Origin of the sequence: Streptomyces sp. NPDC096040 (genome assembly GCF_040303265.1) — a bacterium.
Classification (GTDB): Bacteria; Actinomycetota; Actinomycetes; order Streptomycetales; family Streptomycetaceae; genus Streptomyces.
On sequence record NZ_JBEOTA010000027.1, the window covers coordinates 20,900 to 37,003 of the forward strand.

Below are 16,104 nucleotides of genomic sequence, written 5' to 3' on the forward strand. Positions count from 1 at the left end.
TGGCTCTTCACCCCATCAGGTGACTCAATCCGCTGGTGGCCGCACCAATCCCTTCCCATAGGCGTAACGCACCGCCTGGGCCCGGTCCTTGAGGCCCGTCTTCGCGAACAGGTTGTTGATGTGTGTCTTCACGGTCGCGGTGGACACGTGCAGCCTGCGGGCGATCTCCTGGTTGGTGAGCCCGTCGGCGATCAGCACCAGGACCTCGGTCTCCCGCGCGGTCAGCCCGTCGGGCGCCTCGGCGGCCACGGGCGCCGGCTCGGGCTGCGACAGCCTTTCCAGCAGCCGCCGTTGGATGCTCGGCGACAGCCCCGCCTCCCCCGAGAGCACGCTCTCCACCGCCCGCACGATCTCGTCGCCGCCCGCATCCTTGGTGAGGTAGCCACGCGCGCCTGCTTTCAGCGCCGGGAACAACGAGTCGTCGTCCGCGAACGTGGTGAGCACCACGACCTGGGTCCCGGGGTACTCGGACCTGATCCGCCGGGTCGCCTCCACACCGTCGCAGCGCGGCATCCGCAGGTCCATCAGCACCACGTCCGGGGCGAGTTCGGCGACCAGCCGCACCGCCTCCTCCCCGTCGCCCGCCGCTCCCACGACCTCGACGCCGGGCAGCAGACCAAGGAGCATCACGATGCCCTCCCTGACCACGGTCTGGTCATCGGCGACCACGACCCGCGCGGGCTTCTTCTCCCCCTCCGTCATACGGGCACCCTCAACTTCACCTCGAACCCCTCGTCGTCACGCCCTGCCTCCAGCGACCCGCCCAGCAACTCGGCCCGCTCCCGCATACCCAGCAGACCGTACCCGCCGCCGGCGCCGGTCAGTTCGCCGGGACGGCCGCCCGAGTCCCTTACGTTCAGGGTCACTTCGTGCTCCTGGTAGTCCAGCCGTACCTCCACCTTGGCGCCGTAGGCGTGCTTGCGGACGTTCGTCAGCGCCTCCTGGGCGACGCGTCGTACGGTCTGCGACGCCTCTGCGGGCAGGGGCCTGCGTTCACCTGTGACGGTGACCTCGGCGCCGTCGGTGGAACCGACGATCTCCGTGAGGAACTCCTCCAGCGGGCTCAGCTCGCCGCGCAGAGCGGACAGCGCCTGACGGGTCTCGGCGAGTCCGTCCCGGGCCATTCCCCGGGCGGCCACGACGCGTTCGAGAATCTGCTCCCGGTCGGCTCCGCGCTCGATCAGCAGCCGCGCCGCCTCCAGGTGCACCATCTGGGCCGAGAGGCTGTGGGCCAGCACATCGTGGATCTCCCGCGCGATCCTGGCCCGCTCCGCGAGCGCCGCCGACTCCGCCTCGGCCGCTCTCGCCGCGCGTTCCTGGGTCAGCAGTCGCTGCGCGTGGCCCCGGGCCTCGGCGTCGAGTCTCATCACGTAGCCGGCGAGAGCCATTCCGACGACGGTGGCCGCGGTGGTCAGCCACACGTCGTTGTTGAACGCGGAGTACGAAGCCAGGGCCACGGACGCGACGGGCACCGCGATCGCGATCGGCAGCCGCTCCAGTGCGGCGATGCCGCAGCCACACCAGATCACGAGGGCCGGTCCCCGGAGCCCGTTGGCCTCCGCAGCGACCGCGGCGGCCAGAAGGACACCGATGAGGACCAGGGAGGGCACGAGCCGGTGGGCGTAGGTGGTCCGGTAGAAGCCCCAGGAGGCCACGGCGGTCACGACGACACCCGCCACGGCCGCGGCTACGTCCCAGCCGTGGATGTGCGACTGGTTGAAAGCGCTCCACAGCAGGAGGGCGAGGATCACCAGCCGCACGGCCCAGGCGAGCATGCGCCGGGGCCGGGAGATACCCGCGCGGCTCAGCGCTTCGCGCGAGGGCCAGCGCGTCCAGACGTTCTCCGTCACACGCCTTCCTTCCTGGTGACCCGTGCCATGCCGCCACCGTAAGCCCGGGCGGGGCCATCCGCGGACGGCCCGGAGGGGAGCGACTGCGCACGCCAGACGAGGATGCCGGCGCGAACCAGCAGAGTGACCGCCAGTCCGAGCATGAGCGCCGAGCTGTCCTGATGGACGCCGGCGAGGGCGCCGAGGCCGACGAGACCGACGCGCACGGCTATCCCGACGAACCAGACGACCGCGCTGGCCTTGGTGCTCTTCGTCCATACGACCCCATCGGGCTCCGTCCACACCCGGGTGGTCCAGGCCCAGGCGGCACCCATGACCAGCCCCACAAGCAATTCCATACCGAGCAGCAGGGCGGATTCGGCGCGGTGATGGGCGTCGAGTATGCCGGGTTCGCGCAGCGCGACGACCGCGAGGACCACGGGCAGTAGCCACCAGCGCCGGCCGGTGTTGATCGGGCGGGCACGGAACTGGCGCACGATCACCACGACGATGACTGCCACGATCAGCAACGCGTTGACGAGCCCGGACATCAGAGCCTCCGTGAGCGGGAAGGGGCCGTGTCGGGAGCGGGAGCTGCCGACACCTTCGAAGCTACGGAAACGCGCAGGTCAGCAGATCGGAGCACGGGTGGATCACGGGTGGAATCCGACGAGCGGGATCTCTCCACCCAAGGGTGGAGAACCATGCGGAGGGCCGCGGGGACGGCTGACGCGTGGCGGACGGCGGGCACATGGGGGGCGGCTGGCACATGGGGAGCGGCGGGCACACGGGGCGGGTACGTGGGGGGGCGACGGGCGAATGCCGACGAGCGGCAGGCGAGGGATAACCCGAGCGGCGGGTGTCTCGTGGGATAGCCGGTTGGTGACTCGTGGGACGGTCGGCGGACGTCTCCCGGGTCAGGCCGACGGGGCCCTTGCCCAAGGGCCCGGGGTCCGTGCACGCCCCCTCGACCAGTCAATGGAACACGAGCGTGGAAATCGGGCGAGCCCCCCGTTGAGGCCGGTCAGCACGCATGCTCGCAAACGCCCAGTCTCCACCACCGCCCGGCCCCACCGTCACCACCGCGCGACCCACCCCGCCATGCCCCACCGCCGCCCAGCCCGCGCCCGCCCCGCCCGACCTACCGACGCCGGCCCACCGCCCCTTCGTCCAAAGCCCGGCGCAGCGGCTACGCGTCGATCCGCGACCGGTCCAGCGTCGCCGCCGAGCCGGAGATGAACTCCTTCCGGGGAGCCACGTCGTTGCCCATCAGCAGGTCGAAGACCTGCTCGGCCGCTTCGAGGTCGGAGAGGTTGATCCGCCGCAGGGTGCGGTGGCGCGGGTCCATGGTCGTCTCGGCCAGCTGGTCGGCGTCCATCTCGCCGAGACCCTTGTAGCGCTGGATGGAGTCCTTGTACCGGATGCCCTTGCTCTGGAACTCCATGAGCTTGTCGCGCAGCTCACGGTCCGAGTACGTGTAGACGTACTTGTCCTGGCCCTTCTTCGGCTGGACGATCTCGACGCGGTGCAGCGGTGGCACCGCCGCGAAGACCCGGCCGGCCTCCACCATGGGCCGCATGTAGCGCTGGAACAGCGTCAGCAGCAGGCAGCGGATGTGCGAGCCGTCGACATCGGCGTCGGTCATCATGATGATCTTGCCGTAGCGGGCCGCGTCGATGTCGAAGGTGCGGCCGGAGCCTGCCCCTATGACCTGAATGATCGCGCCGCACTCGGCGTTCTTGAGCATGTCCGTCACCGAGGACCGCTGAACGTTGAGGATCTTGCCCCGGATCGGCAGCAGCGCCTGGAACTCCGAGTTCCGGGCCAGCTTCGCCGTACCGAGCGCGGAGTCCCCCTCGACGATGAAGAGCTCGCTGCGCTCGACGTCGTCGCTGCGGCAGTCGGCGAGCTTGGCCGGCAGGGACGAGGACTCCAGGGCCGTCTTCCGGCGCTGCGCGTCCTTGTGCTGGCGCGCGGCGATGCGGGTCCGCGCGGCGGCGACCACCTTCTCCAGGACCACGCGGGCCTGGGCGGCCGCGTCACGCTTGGTGGAGGTGAGGAACGCCTTCAGTTCCTTGGTGACCACGTTGTTCACGATCCGGCGGGCGGCCGAGGTGCCGAGGACCTCCTTGGTCTGGCCCTCGAACTGCGGCTCGGCAAGGCGGACGGTGACGACGGCGGTGAGGCCCTCCAGGGCGTCGTCCTTGACGATGTCGTCCTCTGCGACGCGCAGCAGTTTCTTGGCGCGCAACACCTCGTTGAGGGTCTCTCGGACGGCCTGCTCGAAGCCGGCCATGTGGGTACCGCCCTTGGGCGTGGCGATGATGTTGACGAACGACCTCAGGGTCGTGTCGTAACCGGTGCCCCAGCGCAGCGCCACGTCGACGCCGAGTTCGCGGGTGACCTCGGTGGGGGTCATCTGGCCGTGGTCGTCCAGGACCGGGACGGTCTCCTTGAAGGTGCCCTGCCCGGAGAAGCGGAGGACGTCGCAGACCGGCTTGTCGGTGGCCAGGTACTCGCAGAACTCGCTGATGCCGCCGTCGAAGCGGAAGGACTCCTCGCCCTTGCTGCCGTCCGCGCCGAGGCCGTACTCGTCACGGACGACGATCGTCAGTCCGGGCACCAGGAACGCGGTCTGCCGGGCGCGCTGGTGGAGGGTCTCCAGAGTGAGCTTGGCGTCCTTGAGGAAGATCTGGCGGTCGGCCCAGTAACGCACGCGCGTGCCACTGCGCGTCTTGGGGATCTTCTTGGTCTTGCGCAGTCCGCTCTTGGCCTCGAACTTCGCGTCCGGGCCGTCGCCGGCGAAGGCGCCCGGGGCACCGCGGCGGAAGCTGATCGCGTGCACATGGCCGCCGCGGTCCACCTCGACGTCGAGCCGCGCGGAGAGCGCGTTGACCACGGAGGCGCCGACGCCGTGCAGACCGCCGGAGGCCGCGTAGGAGCCGCCGCCGAACTTGCCGCCGGCGTGCAGCTTGGTCATGACGACCTCGACGCCGGACAGGCCGGTCTTGGGCTCGACGTCCACGGGGATACCGCGGCCGTTGTCCCGGACCTCGACGGAGAGGTCGTCGTGGAGGATGACCTCGATGTGGTCGCCGTAGCCGCCCAGGGCCTCGTCCACGGCGTTGTCGATGATCTCCCACAGGCAGTGCATCAGACCGCGACTGTCGGTCGAGCCGATGTACATACCCGGGCGCTTGCGCACTGCTTCGAGGCCCTCGAGGACGAGCAGGTGCCGCGCGGTGTAGTTGGAACCGTCCCGGTCTGCTCCTGCCAGCAGCGCTGTGGACGGCACGGACGTATCGGCGGTCACGCGGTTCGCTCCTCGCTGAATTTCAGTGAAGCCCCTTTTGGGTAAGGGGCCGGCTTCGGTCGCCGTTCAGAGGGTACCGAGGCCTGGTAGAGCCGTTGTAACGCCACCCTCGTCGGGGACTCACACTAGTCCAGGGTCGCATGCGTGTTCGATCCCTCGATGGAGTGAAGTACATATCACGTTCCCTTCGAGGCATGAACCATTTAGGCTCCGGGCACGTCCTCACAAACAACCGGCAACCCGGCCGGGAGGATGAGACCGATGAACCGCGCGAACCCGTAAGCACCGAAGACGACGCAATACGGCACATTCGCCGCCAACCGGCAGCAGACGGCCACCTCGAAAGATTTTTTTCGAGGAGAAGCCCCGAGCGGGAACGTTTTCGGGCTGGTTGGATGTTGACCCTGGTACGACAGCTCGTCGAGCTAGAGAAGAGGCGACGTGACTACTGTTCTGACCCCCGCGAGCCACCTGACGGCCGCCGATCGCTGCGACCGCTGCGGCGCCCAGGCATACCTGCGCGTCGTGCTGCTCAGCGGCGGAGAACTGCTCTTCTGCGCCCACCACGGTCGCAAGTTCGAGCCGGAACTCAAGAAGATCGCCGCTGAGATACAGGACGAGACGGAGCGGCTGACGTCCGTTCCGAACAACGACTCCGAAGATGAGCGCTGACCTCTCGCACACACGACGAGCCAGCTCCGGCCCAGACCGGTGAACGGGCGGCCGCTCCCTCGGGGGAGCGGCCGCCCGTCGTCATGTTCCCCGCAGCGGCCCTCAGGAGGGCTTGTGGGGTCCCCCTGAGCCACTGCGGGCACCGTCCCACCCCAGTGCTCGCACGACCTCGGAGACGCGCGTATAGACGCCGGGGCTTCCCGGGCGCCCGCAGCCGCTGCCCCACGACACGAGTCCGATCAGCCGCCCCTCGGCGACCAGCGGTCCCCCGCTGTCCCCCTGGCAGGCGTCTGGACCACCCAGCGCCTCCCCGGCGCACACCATGGAATCCGCCCGGTAGGTGCCGTCGGGGCCTCCGGGATAGGCCCGCTCGCACGTCTTGTCGGGCAGCACATGGACCTGCGCCGCATACAGCCGGCGCGTGTAGTCACCGCCGCCCGAGATGTCGCCCCATCCGGTGACCAGGGCACCGGTGCCGGGCCGGTAGGCGGCGTCGCCCTTGGCGGCCATCGTGACGACGGCGTCGGCCGGCAGGGGCTGGGCGAGGGTGAGCACGGCGAAGTCGCCGGTGTTCGCATCGGCGTCGTAGCGCGGATTGACCCGGGCGACGGTCACCGGGATCTCCTGGCCCTGCACCGAGAGCAGATCCGTACGGCCCGCGATGACCTTGAGATCGCGCACCCGGTCGGAGGGCCCTCCGATCACGTCGTCGGCCAGGCAGTGGGCGGCGGTGAGCACCGTGGTCCGGCCGATCGCCACTCCGCCGCAGAACTGACCGGCCCGCGTACCCCCGAACCGGTCACGGCTGGACAGCGCGACCGTCCAGGGAGTCTGGGAGACATCGACGGGAAACCCTCCGACGACAACGCTGTCGGCGGCTGCCGGAGGCGGGCCGGCCAGCGGTATTACGGCGGCGACGGCCGCCAGGATCAGCGGTCGGATCAGGACCGGGGCAAAGGGACGGCGCATGCACACTCCTCACTCTGGGTGGTACCAGGACACCCAGAGTCATCCAGTGCATCGCGACCCGCAGCCCGAAGGCCCGGCTCCCCCGTGGGGAGCCGGGCCTTCGACTTCGTACGTCCGCGACCTAGTCGAGGTAGTCGCGCAGCACCTGGGAACGCGACGGGTGGCGCAGCTTCGACATGGTCTTGGACTCGATCTGGCGGATGCGCTCACGCGTGACGCCGTAGACCTTGCCGATCTCGTCGAGGGTCTTCGGCTGACCGTCGGTGAGACCGAACCGCATGGAGACGACACCGGCCTCGCGCTCGGACAGGGTGTCCAGCACCGAGTGCAGCTGCTCCTGGAGGAGCGTGAAGCTGACGGCGTCGGCGGGGACGACGGCCTCGGAGTCCTCGATGAGGTCACCGAACTCGCTGTCACCGTCCTCACCCAGCGGAGTGTGCAGGGAGATGGGCTCACGGCCATACTTCTGGACCTCGATGACCTTCTCGGGGGTCATGTCGAGCTCCTTGGCCAGCTCCTCCGGAGTGGGCTCACGGCCCAGGTCCTGGAGCATCTGGCGCTGCACACGCGCGAGCTTGTTGATGACCTCGACCATGTGCACCGGGATACGGATGGTGCGGGCCTGGTCGGCCATGGCGCGGGTGATCGCCTGACGGATCCACCAGGTGGCGTACGTGGAGAACTTGTAGCCCTTGGTGTAGTCGAACTTCTCGACCGCGCGGATCAGACCGAGGTTGCCCTCCTGGATGAGGTCCAGGAAGAGCATGCCGCGGCCGGTGTACCGCTTGGCCAGGGAGACCACCAGACGGAGGTTGGCCTCCAGGAGGTGGTTCTTGGCGCGGCGGCCGTCCTCGGCAATGATCTCCAGCTCGCGCTTGAGCTTCGGCGCCAGCTTGTCGGCGTTGGCCAGCTTGTCCTCGGCGAACAGACCGGCCTCGATGCGCTTGGCGAGCTCGACCTCCTGCTCTGCATTGAGCAGCGGGACCTTGCCGATCTGCTTGAGGTAGTCCTTGACCGGGTCGGCGGTGGCACCGGCCGCGGCGACCTGCTGCGCCGGCGCGTCGTCCTCGTCCTCGTCGGACAGGACGAAGCCCGCGCTCTCGGTGCCCTCGGGCTCGTCGGCTCCCGCCTTGGGCTCCTCGAGGACCTCTTCCTCAGGAATCTCGGCGTCGTCCTTCTTGGCGGTGGTCTTCTTCGCCGGCACCGTCTTCTTCGCGGCGGTCGCAGTCTTCTTCGCGGCCGCCTTCTTGGCGGTGGGGGCGGCCTTCTTGGCGGCAGCGGCCTTCTTCATGGGCTCCGCCTCCTCGGCCGGATCGTCGGTTCCGGCGGGTACGGCAGGGGCGGCCGTGGCGGTGGCCTTCCGGGCGGTCACCGTCTTCGCCGCGACCGTCTTGGTGGCGGTGCGCTTGGCCGGACTCTTCGCTGCGACGCTCTTTCGGGTGCGCTTGGGCTCCGCGGCACTGACCATCAGCGTCACACCCTCTTCCTCAAGGATCTGGTTGAGGCTGCGCAGTACGTTCTTCCACTGAGTGGCCGGAATCTGGTCAGCTTCGAAGGCCCGACGCACATCGTCGCCGGCGATCTGCCCCTCAGCCTTTCCCTGCTCAATGAGAGCCATGACAGAGACGGACTCGGCGATCTCCGGCGGGAGCGTACGGGATGTGCTGGCCGACACGAACAACCTCTCGGAACGTTGGAAAACGGCTTCCGGCCCCGTCCTGGACGGACCGGAGCCGACCGCCGGCTTGGGGATGGGCCGACGGCGCGGGCGGGGGCCGGGAAGATACACAGCGCCATGAATGGCGTCCGTATTCCCTCCGCGACTGTCACCTCTTAGGTCATCGCGCTGTTCGCAAGAGCGTTACGCCCAATCTACGTGGCCCGAGTCACACCCCGTAAGCGCTCAAAAACGGTCAGACATGGGCAGAGGTTGTCGCCAACGATCTCTCAGCACTGTTCCGGACGGCAGCGGGTTCGCCGTACGACCGCCACGGGCCTGACACACACCGCTCGACCGTTGCGGTGCCTGTCACGCTCGACCGTTGCGGTGCCCGTCATACGACCGCTGCACGCGCGCCCCGCCGCCGGACCTCGCCGGAGCCCCGAGGGCTCCGGCGAGGTCCGGCGGAAGCGGGGTCCGAGGCCGACTGCGCCCCTGGCGCGCGGAACCGACCGAGCACACCGCTCTCGACGAGGGTCAGTGCTCACGCGGGGCAGGCACCACGCGCTCGACCTCGGGGTGGACGGTGAGCAGTTGACGCATGGCCGACTCTGCCGCCGCGCCGTCGCCGGTGCCGAGCGCGTCGACGATCCGCGCGTGCTGGGCCAGGGACGTCTCGTTCGGCCGCTCACAGCCGGTGAACGGGCCACCGGAGACCTGGAGGGCCGCCGTCACGATGCCGGAGAGGTGCTCCAGCATGCGGTTGCCCGCGATCTGGATGAGCATCGAGTGGAACTCGGCGTCCGCGCGCGAGAACGTCAGCGCGTCGCCCTGCGCCATCGCGTGGCTCATGATCTCGACCATGTCGGACAGACGCTGCTGGACGTCCTCGCGCCCGTGCCCGGCGGCGAGCCGGGCGGCGAGTGGCTCGATCGTCCAGCGCAGCTCGCTGAGCTCACGGCGCTGGTCGTCGCGCTGCGGCCCGAAGGCGCGCCACTCGATGATGTCGGGGTCGAGGAGGTTCCAGTCACTGACGGGACGCACGCGCGTGCCGACGTTCGGGCGGGCGCTGACCAGGCCCTTGGCCTCCAGGACCCGAAGGGACTCACGGACTACGGTGCGGGAGACCTCGAAACGCTGGCCGATCTCCTCGGGCACCAGCGGGCGGTCCGCGCCCAGGTCGCCGGAGACGATCATCTGACCCAGCTGTTGAACGAGTTGACCGTGCAGTCCGCGGCCGCGGCTGCCCGCGGCACGTCGGCCCACACGGCCCAGCTCCGGATCCGGGCCCTCCCAGGAGGGCGCCCCGACACGATCGGGGGTGGGGGCGTCCGCGTAGGGGTAGCGGTCGAGTTCGCCCGGGCCGACCAGACCAGAGTCTGCGGAGCGGGCGGCGGTCATCATGGTGTGCGCAAGGGTACTCACGGATCCTTTGTCGGCGCTGCCTCCAACTCCCTTGAGGTCTTTGGTGAAAAGCACACGAAAGGGTGATCGCTCACCCCATCGCAATTGACGCCTTATCGGAAAGAAATGCCCTTTCTTCAGGGAGTTGTGTGCACGGCGGGATCGGAAGCGCCCGGTCCGTGGTCATCGAAGTCTGGCTCGCAGGGTGGTGAACAGGTACGCGCAGAGCAGCGCGGTCAGCGACAACGCCAATGCCCCGCCCACGGGTTGGGCGAGTACCCGGATGGCAGCGACGAGATAGCGCTCGCCTCCGAAGGGCCACTGCAGCAGGAACGTCTCCCGCATCCGCGTCGGGAGTCCGGCGGCCATCCGCACACCCGGTCCCTGCAGCACCTTGTGTACGACGGGCACGACGAGCACGGGTACGGCGAGCACCGCGGCGAGACCGGCCGTGGTGGACCGGAAGACGCCCGCGGCCAGCACACCGGCCCAGGCACAGCCGAGGACCAGTCCGAACCAACTCGCGGTCAGCGGAAGCCAGTCAGCGGGAACCTTCGCGAGTTCCCGACCGTAGACGAGATAGAGCATTTCGGCGTCGCAGCCCAGGGTGAGGAACGAGAGCAGCACCGCGGTGGCTCCGGAGACCACCAGCTTCGCGGTGAGCAGCCCCAGCCGGCGGGGCACGGTGCCGCGGTCCGCCGCAAGCGCGGGGTGGCGGAACTCGTCTCCGAAGGCCAGCGCCCCGAGCAGCCCCGCGCCGAGCGCCGCGGGGGGCAGCGGCAGCTCCCGCGGCCAGGCGGCGAACAGCCGGGCCTGCGGGGTGTGCCCGAGCCGGGCGAGCAGGACGGCGATGAGGGCGGACACCACCAGGACGGCACCGCAGGTGACAAAGCCCGTACCGACCCCGGCGGCCCGTCGGAGCTCGTAGCGCAGGGGGCGGAGGGGGCTGGGGGCAGGGCGGACGGAGATGGCGGGTGGGAGCGGGGACAGGTCGTCCAGAGCGACGGCTTCGCCCCGCCACGCGGGCCCGACCGGGGTCAGGGCGGGGTCATCGCCGACTGTCGGGATTTCACCGGGCCGTGGCTTCGGCTGCGGCTGTTTGGCCGGGAGATGGGTGGTGGTGGGGGCCTCGCCGGGTTGCGACTGCGGCTGGTTGGCAGGGTGCGGGGCAGTGGCGGCTTCGCCAGGCTGTGGCTGCGGCTGCTGGGCGGCGGGGGCTTCGTCGGGCACGGCGCCGGTCGGTGACTGCGGAGAGGCAAGGAGGGCGGAGGAATCGCCTGGAACGGAGCGGGTCGGTGACTGGGGGGATACGGCGGGGGCCTGCGGTTGGTCGACTACGGCGGAGGCCGGCTGCCGGGCGGAGGCCGTGGCACCTGTCGGGCGGGCGGAGGCGGCAGTGGCCGAGGGGTGCGTAGAGGCGCCAGCGGCCGAGGTGTGAGCGGAGGCGGCGCCAGCTGATGGCCGGGCGGAGGCCGTGGCGACTGTCGGGCGGGCGGAGGCGGCAGCGGCCGAGGGCTGGGCGGAATCGGATGCGGACGGTGGCTGAGCCGGGACGGTGGCGGAAACCGGGTCCGGGGGTGTTGCGTGGGCCGGCGGTTCGGGTGATGTGGCCGGGGCCTGAGGCTGTGAAGACGTGGCGGTGGCCGACGGCCGGGTAGTTGCGGAGGCGCCTGTCGATTGGGCCGAGACCGCGGCGGTCGGGGCCTCGGTGGCAAGGGCGACTCCAGGCGGTTCCGCGTGCGAAGACCTTGGCGCGGCCGCCGGGCCGTCGGCGAGCGCCCCGGTGGGCGCGGGCGGCTGCTCTTCAGCCGTGACGGACGGCTCCACTGCGTTCGAAGACCGATCCGGGCCGGACTCCTTGCCGGTGGCGCGCGCCTGGCTCACGGGCCTCTGGGCGGCCGACACCCGTGGCTGTGGGGTGACCGGGGAACCTCCCGCGTCCTGGCGTCGATCGGCGCCGGGCATGTCCCACCGCCCAGTGGTCGGCGCCTCGTCCGCCGTCCGGCGTTCGTCCGCCGTCCGAGCCCCGTCCGCCGCAGCCGGCTCGCTTACGCTCCGGTGCCGTCGTACGGCCTCCGGTACGGCATGCGTCGACGGCTCCGTTCCGGCGCCCGCTCCCATGTCGCCGACCTCGTCGGCGAGTTGGTGCACGAGGATGCCGTGGCGGAACGCGGTCTCGCCGACCTCGGCCGTCGTGCTGCCGTACACCGACAGACGGTTACCCCCTTCGCTTACTACCTCCACGGAGCGGTGGGCCGTGCGGGCCTCCTTGGTGAGAAGGGCGGCGAGCCGGACGGCGTGGGGGCTTCGGACGGCCACACGTGGGCGCAGCCGGGTGCGGGCGAAGTCGGTGGCCTCCTGGTCCGCGACGAGCCTGCCGGCCTCCAGGGTGACCACCCGGTCCGCGGCGCGGGCCGCCTCCTTGGGGTCTGAGGTGGTGAACAGGACCGTGCCACCCTGCGCGGCGTGCGCCTGGAGCATGCGGTGCAGCCAGCGGCCCTCACGGGCGGAGAGACCGTGCGCGGGTTCGTCCAGGACGAGGGTGTGGGGGTCGGGGAGCAGGGCGCAGGCCAGGCCCAGCCGGCGGTCCACGCCGCGTGACAGCGTGCCCAGGCGCTCCTCGCGCAGGCTGACGAGCCCGACCGCTTCGAGTACTTCGTCTGCACGCCGGACCGGGACTCCGGTCGCCGCGCACAACATGCGCAGATGGCCGCGGACGGAGCGGGCCGGGTGACCGGGGACATCACCGAGGAGCACGCCGACCTCACGCGCCGGGTGGGCGATGCGATGCAGGGGGCGACCCCTGAAGTAGGCGATTCCACGGCCCGGTTGGAGTTCGAGCATCAGTCTGAGCGCCGTGGTCTTGCCCGCGCCCGCCTCGCCCAGGAGCGCGGTGACGCGCCCCGCGCACGCTTCGAAGGTCACGTCGTCGACGGCGGGCGGGTGCGCCTTGCGGGGATTGCTGGTCAGTCCGAAGGCCTCGATCACCTTAGGGAAGATAGCGCGGAATGACCGTTTTTCCAGGTATAGAAGGGTTTAACCCGGCAGGGTTCGCGCTGTCGGGCGGTTCAGACCTCGGGTCGCAGCATCGGCGGGTTGAGCAGAGTGGCGCCACCGGCGCGGAAGAGCTGGGCCGGACGGCCGCCCTGACGAGTGGTCGTGCCGCCGGTGGGGACGAGGAAGCCGGGGGTTCCGGTCACCTTGCGATGGAAGTTGCGCGGGTCGAGTGCCACGCCCCACACCGCCTCATAGACCCGGCGCAGCTCACCGACCGTGAACTCGGGCGTGCAGAACGCGGTGGCCAGGGACGAGTATTCGATCTTGGAGCGGGCGCGCTCCACCCCGTCGGACAGAATCTGCGCATGGTCGAAGGCGAGCGGCGCGACGGGCTCGCCCTCCCGGCCGTAGCCACCCTGCGCGAGCAGTTCCTCGACCGGTGCCCAGCGCGCGTTGCTGGCGTCGCCGCCCGCGCGGGGCGCGGGAAGGTCGGGGGCCAGGGCGAGGTGAGCGACGCTGACCACGCGCATCCGGGGGTCCCGCTTGGGGTCACCGTAGGTCGCCAGCTGCTCCAGGTGGGCTCCGCCGTCCTGGGCGGGGGCGTCGGGGTCGTGAGCGCGCAGCCCGGTCTCCTCCGCGAGTTCCCGCGCCGCCGCCTGCGCGAGATCCTCGTCGGCCCGCACGAAGCCGCCCGGCAGCGCCCAGCGCCCCTGGAACGGCTGCTCGCCTCTGCGTACCGCCAGCGCGCACAGTGCATGGCGGCGCACAGTCAGCACGACCAGGTCCACGGTGACGGCGAAGGGCGGAAAGGCTGACGGGTCGTAGGGCATGCCGTGATCATAGTCGTCTGCCTGACGATAAACACTCCCTTCGTCACCCGCTTCGACGGCTGATCCACGTCGCTCCGGTATGCGCCCTCGGTCCGTTCCGGTAGGGCGTTTGGCGTCCGGCCGCCCGTTCGTCATGACGGGCACGTCACGCAAGGTTGCCCAAGGGGTCACACCCCCAACTGCAGGCCGTCCGCGGCCTCCTCCACCATGGCCAGGCCGAGTCTGCTGACCCGTACCGAGAAGGGCGCGCCGGCCACCCGCAGGCCGGTCAGGCCGAGCTCGCCCAGGGGTGCGCTGTGGACAGGCCGGAGGGTGACGGTCCCGGCCGGGGCGTCGGGGCGGATGCCGGCGAGCGTGGTGAGGAGCAGAACCCCGGAGGCGGCCGCCGTGGCCGCCGGACGACAGGCCGCGGGGTGCGGAAGGGGGACGCCCCCGTCGGTACGCTGCTCACCGGCGAACATCTCGGGCAGCCGGTGGCCGAAGTGCTCGGCCGCCGCCAGCAGGCCGCGTAGCAGCCCGCCCGCCTCCTTCTCGTAGCCCGCGGCGGCGAGCCCGGCGACGGCGAGTGCCGTCTCGTGGACCCGGACGGCGCCGGCCCGGTGACCGAACGGATTGTGTCCCGTCTCCTTGGCCCCCAGTCCGCGCAGCCCCCACCCCGAGTCCATGGCCGGACCGCCGAGCAGCCGGGCGAGCTGCTCGGTCTGCACCTTGTCGAGCAGGCCGGCGGCCGGTCTGCCCGCGCCGAGCAGGCCGGTGTCGAGCAGGTGGACGACGGCAGAACCGAGGTGGGTCAGGGTGCGGCCGTCCGGGGTCCGCGCCGCCGCCGGACGGCCGCCGCCTCTGTCATCGGCCCAGAAGTCCGTCCGGAACGCCTTCCTCAGCTCCCCTGCCCAATGCCGCAGTGCGGCGCCGCCGGGCCGGTCATACGCGTCGAGGAGATCGGCGCCGAGCAGTGCCGCCCGGTGGGCGTGGGCCTGCGTCTCGCTGCGTGCAGGGCCGCCGGGCTGCGGGTCGCAGAGGTAGGTGTGGTCGCCCACCGTGGTGCGCAGCCAGGTCAGGCAGTGCTCTGCGGCGGGCAGCAGCTCTCGCGTCTCCTGGTCCGGGAGCCCCCAGCGGCGGGCCTCCGCCAGCAGGACGGGGAAGAGCAGGGTCGCCTCCGTACCCGTGCAGCCCGGTGGCAGATGTGCCCCGGCGTCGCGGCGCGGGCCGGGGATCATGCCGGCCCGCGGTCCCGGGCCGCGGAGTTGGGTGCGGGCCAGAGTGCGCAGGGTGCCCGTGGCGAGGCGGGTGCCGAGGGGCAGGGTCATCCGCGCGGCTGCCAGCGCCTCGGCGGGGGCCAGACCACAGCGCCAGGGAGCCCCGGCCGCGAGGTAGGTGTCGGAGGGGTGCGCCGGGTCGCGGAGCAGCAGCGCCTGGAGGTCCTCGACGCTGGTCCTGAGCAGCGCCCCGGCCCTCGGGTCGTCGCCCGCGGCCCTGGCCGGCGCCACCGGGCTCGTGGCGGCGCGCCCCACGGCACGCAGGGGGCCCGCGCCGTCCGGGCGCACCCGCAGTTCCACGCTCGCCGTTCCGCCCGGTGGCAGTTCGAACTCCCAGCGCAGCAGTCCAGCGGAGGCCAGCGCGTCGGCGGGTGGTGGGTCCGCCGTGACCGCCGAGCTGCCGGTGGGGGTGGCCCAGCGCAGGCCGGAATCGTGGACGCTGGCCGGGATTTCGGGGCCGGGACTGCCGGAGGCGATGGCACTCAGCTCCGCGAGGTCGGTACCGAGGGCCACCTCCAGCGGCAGGCGCAGGGGGTGCCGGGCGGAGTTGTGCAGGGTGATGCGCTCGGTGCCCTCGGCGTGACGAATCCGCTCTACGACGACGTCCGGATCCGGGCCGGCCGCCGGGGAGGCCCGCAGCGTGCCCACGAAGCGGGCGGAGTCCGCCCCCGCCATCAGGGCCTGCACGGGGAGCGGTTCGCGGCCGGCGACACGGACCTGGCAGCGCGCGAGCAGCCGTCGGCCCGCCCGGTAGAACCCCTCCAGGCCGCGACCGGCCAGCTGGCCCTGCTCCGTGGAGACAGCGAGGCCGGGCAGCGCGATGCAGATCAGGGCGGTGTGCGTGGGCGGCAAGCCGCCGGCCTGTGCCGGGCCCTGGGCACCGGGAGCCGGTCGCGGGGGCGTGGGCCGGGTTCTGCGGTTGCGTGGCTGTCCCGAGACGCCCTCTGCCGGCGGGAGCCACGGCGGGCTGTCCCGGAGTCGGCGGTTGTCGTCGGTGGTGGAGGACGGAGTCGACTGATGCATGGGGAGGCTCCTTCTGCGCTCTGTGCGCCTGGGACGTGCCAGGCGCCGGACGGAGGGCTTCGGAGGGAGGGGGGATGGGCGACGGCACGGCCCGTCCAGGCGTTCCGCCACTCAGGTGAACGGGGGAGGGCTCCCCCTGGTCACGCCTTCG

The 16,104-nt window shown here is 71.2% G+C and carries 11 protein-coding genes; 1 reads left to right on the forward strand and 10 read right to left on the reverse strand.

The genetic code is table 11. The annotated features are described in order from the left end of the window. Nucleotides 1-24 precede the first annotated feature (24 nt). The 4 genes from ABTY98_RS31455 to ABTY98_RS31470 all read right to left on the reverse strand — a co-directional run bounded on the left by ABTY98_RS31455 (nt 25) and on the right by ABTY98_RS31470 (nt 5,142). Complete coding sequence (locus ABTY98_RS31455; protein WP_352224449.1) at nt 25-702, reverse strand: response regulator transcription factor; 678 nt, start codon at nt 700-702, stop codon at nt 25-27. After that, complete coding sequence (locus tag ABTY98_RS31460) at nt 699-1,850, reverse strand: sensor histidine kinase (protein WP_352224450.1); 1,152 nt, start codon at nt 1,848-1,850, stop codon at nt 699-701. Before ABTY98_RS31460 ends, ABTY98_RS31455 begins: the two co-directional genes overlap by 4 nt. After that, entirely contained in the window at nt 1,847-2,380 is a 534-nt protein-coding gene (locus ABTY98_RS31465; protein WP_352224451.1) for a DUF1453 domain-containing protein, read from the reverse strand. The genes ABTY98_RS31460 and ABTY98_RS31465 overlap by 4 nt, the downstream gene beginning before the upstream one ends. Nucleotides 2,381-3,018: 638 nt before the next feature. Next, nucleotides 3,019-5,142, reverse strand: a complete 2,124-nt coding sequence (locus ABTY98_RS31470) for a DNA gyrase/topoisomerase IV subunit B (protein ID WP_352224452.1) — start codon at nt 5,140-5,142, stop codon at nt 3,019-3,021. A gap of 441 nt (nt 5,143-5,583) precedes the next feature. Between ABTY98_RS31470 and ABTY98_RS31475 the strand changes: the two genes are divergently transcribed. Beyond that, nucleotides 5,584-5,814 carry a DUF7455 domain-containing protein gene (locus tag ABTY98_RS31475; RefSeq protein ID WP_352224453.1) on the forward strand — a complete coding sequence of 77 codons (231 nt, stop codon included), beginning with the start codon at nt 5,584-5,586 and terminating at the stop codon, nt 5,812-5,814. Between the two features lie 102 nt (nt 5,815-5,916). On the opposite strand, the gene ABTY98_RS31480 is transcribed toward ABTY98_RS31475, so the two are convergent. From ABTY98_RS31480 to ABTY98_RS31505, 6 genes are all read right to left on the reverse strand, one after another. After that, nucleotides 5,917-6,783, reverse strand: coding sequence for a serine protease (locus ABTY98_RS31480; protein WP_352224454.1), 867 nt, complete (start codon nt 6,781-6,783; stop codon nt 5,917-5,919). 121 nt (nt 6,784-6,904) lie between these two features. Further along, the gene (locus tag ABTY98_RS31485; protein WP_352224455.1) at nt 6,905-8,458 is read right to left on the reverse strand and encodes an RNA polymerase sigma factor; all 1,554 of its coding nucleotides are present in this window, start codon (nt 8,456-8,458) and stop codon (nt 6,905-6,907) included. A gap of 522 nt (nt 8,459-8,980) precedes the next feature. Beyond that, the gene (locus tag ABTY98_RS31490; protein ID WP_352224456.1) at nt 8,981-9,868 is read right to left on the reverse strand and encodes a FadR/GntR family transcriptional regulator; all 888 of its coding nucleotides are present in this window, start codon (nt 9,866-9,868) and stop codon (nt 8,981-8,983) included. A 162-nt stretch (nt 9,869-10,030) separates the two neighbouring features. Further along, nucleotides 10,031-12,835 (reverse strand): ABC transporter ATP-binding protein, encoded by a 2,805-nt coding sequence (locus ABTY98_RS31495; RefSeq protein ID WP_352224457.1) that lies wholly within the window; start codon nt 12,833-12,835, stop codon nt 10,031-10,033. Nucleotides 12,836-12,915: 80 nt separating this feature from the next. Next, entirely contained in the window at nt 12,916-13,674 is a 759-nt protein-coding gene (locus ABTY98_RS31500) for an NUDIX hydrolase (protein ID WP_352224458.1), read from the reverse strand. Nucleotides 13,675-13,841: 167 nt separating this feature from the next. After that, the gene (locus tag ABTY98_RS31505) at nt 13,842-15,953 is read right to left on the reverse strand and encodes a glycogen debranching N-terminal domain-containing protein (protein WP_352224459.1); all 2,112 of its coding nucleotides are present in this window, start codon (nt 15,951-15,953) and stop codon (nt 13,842-13,844) included. Between the last annotated feature and the right edge of the window lie 151 nt (nt 15,954-16,104).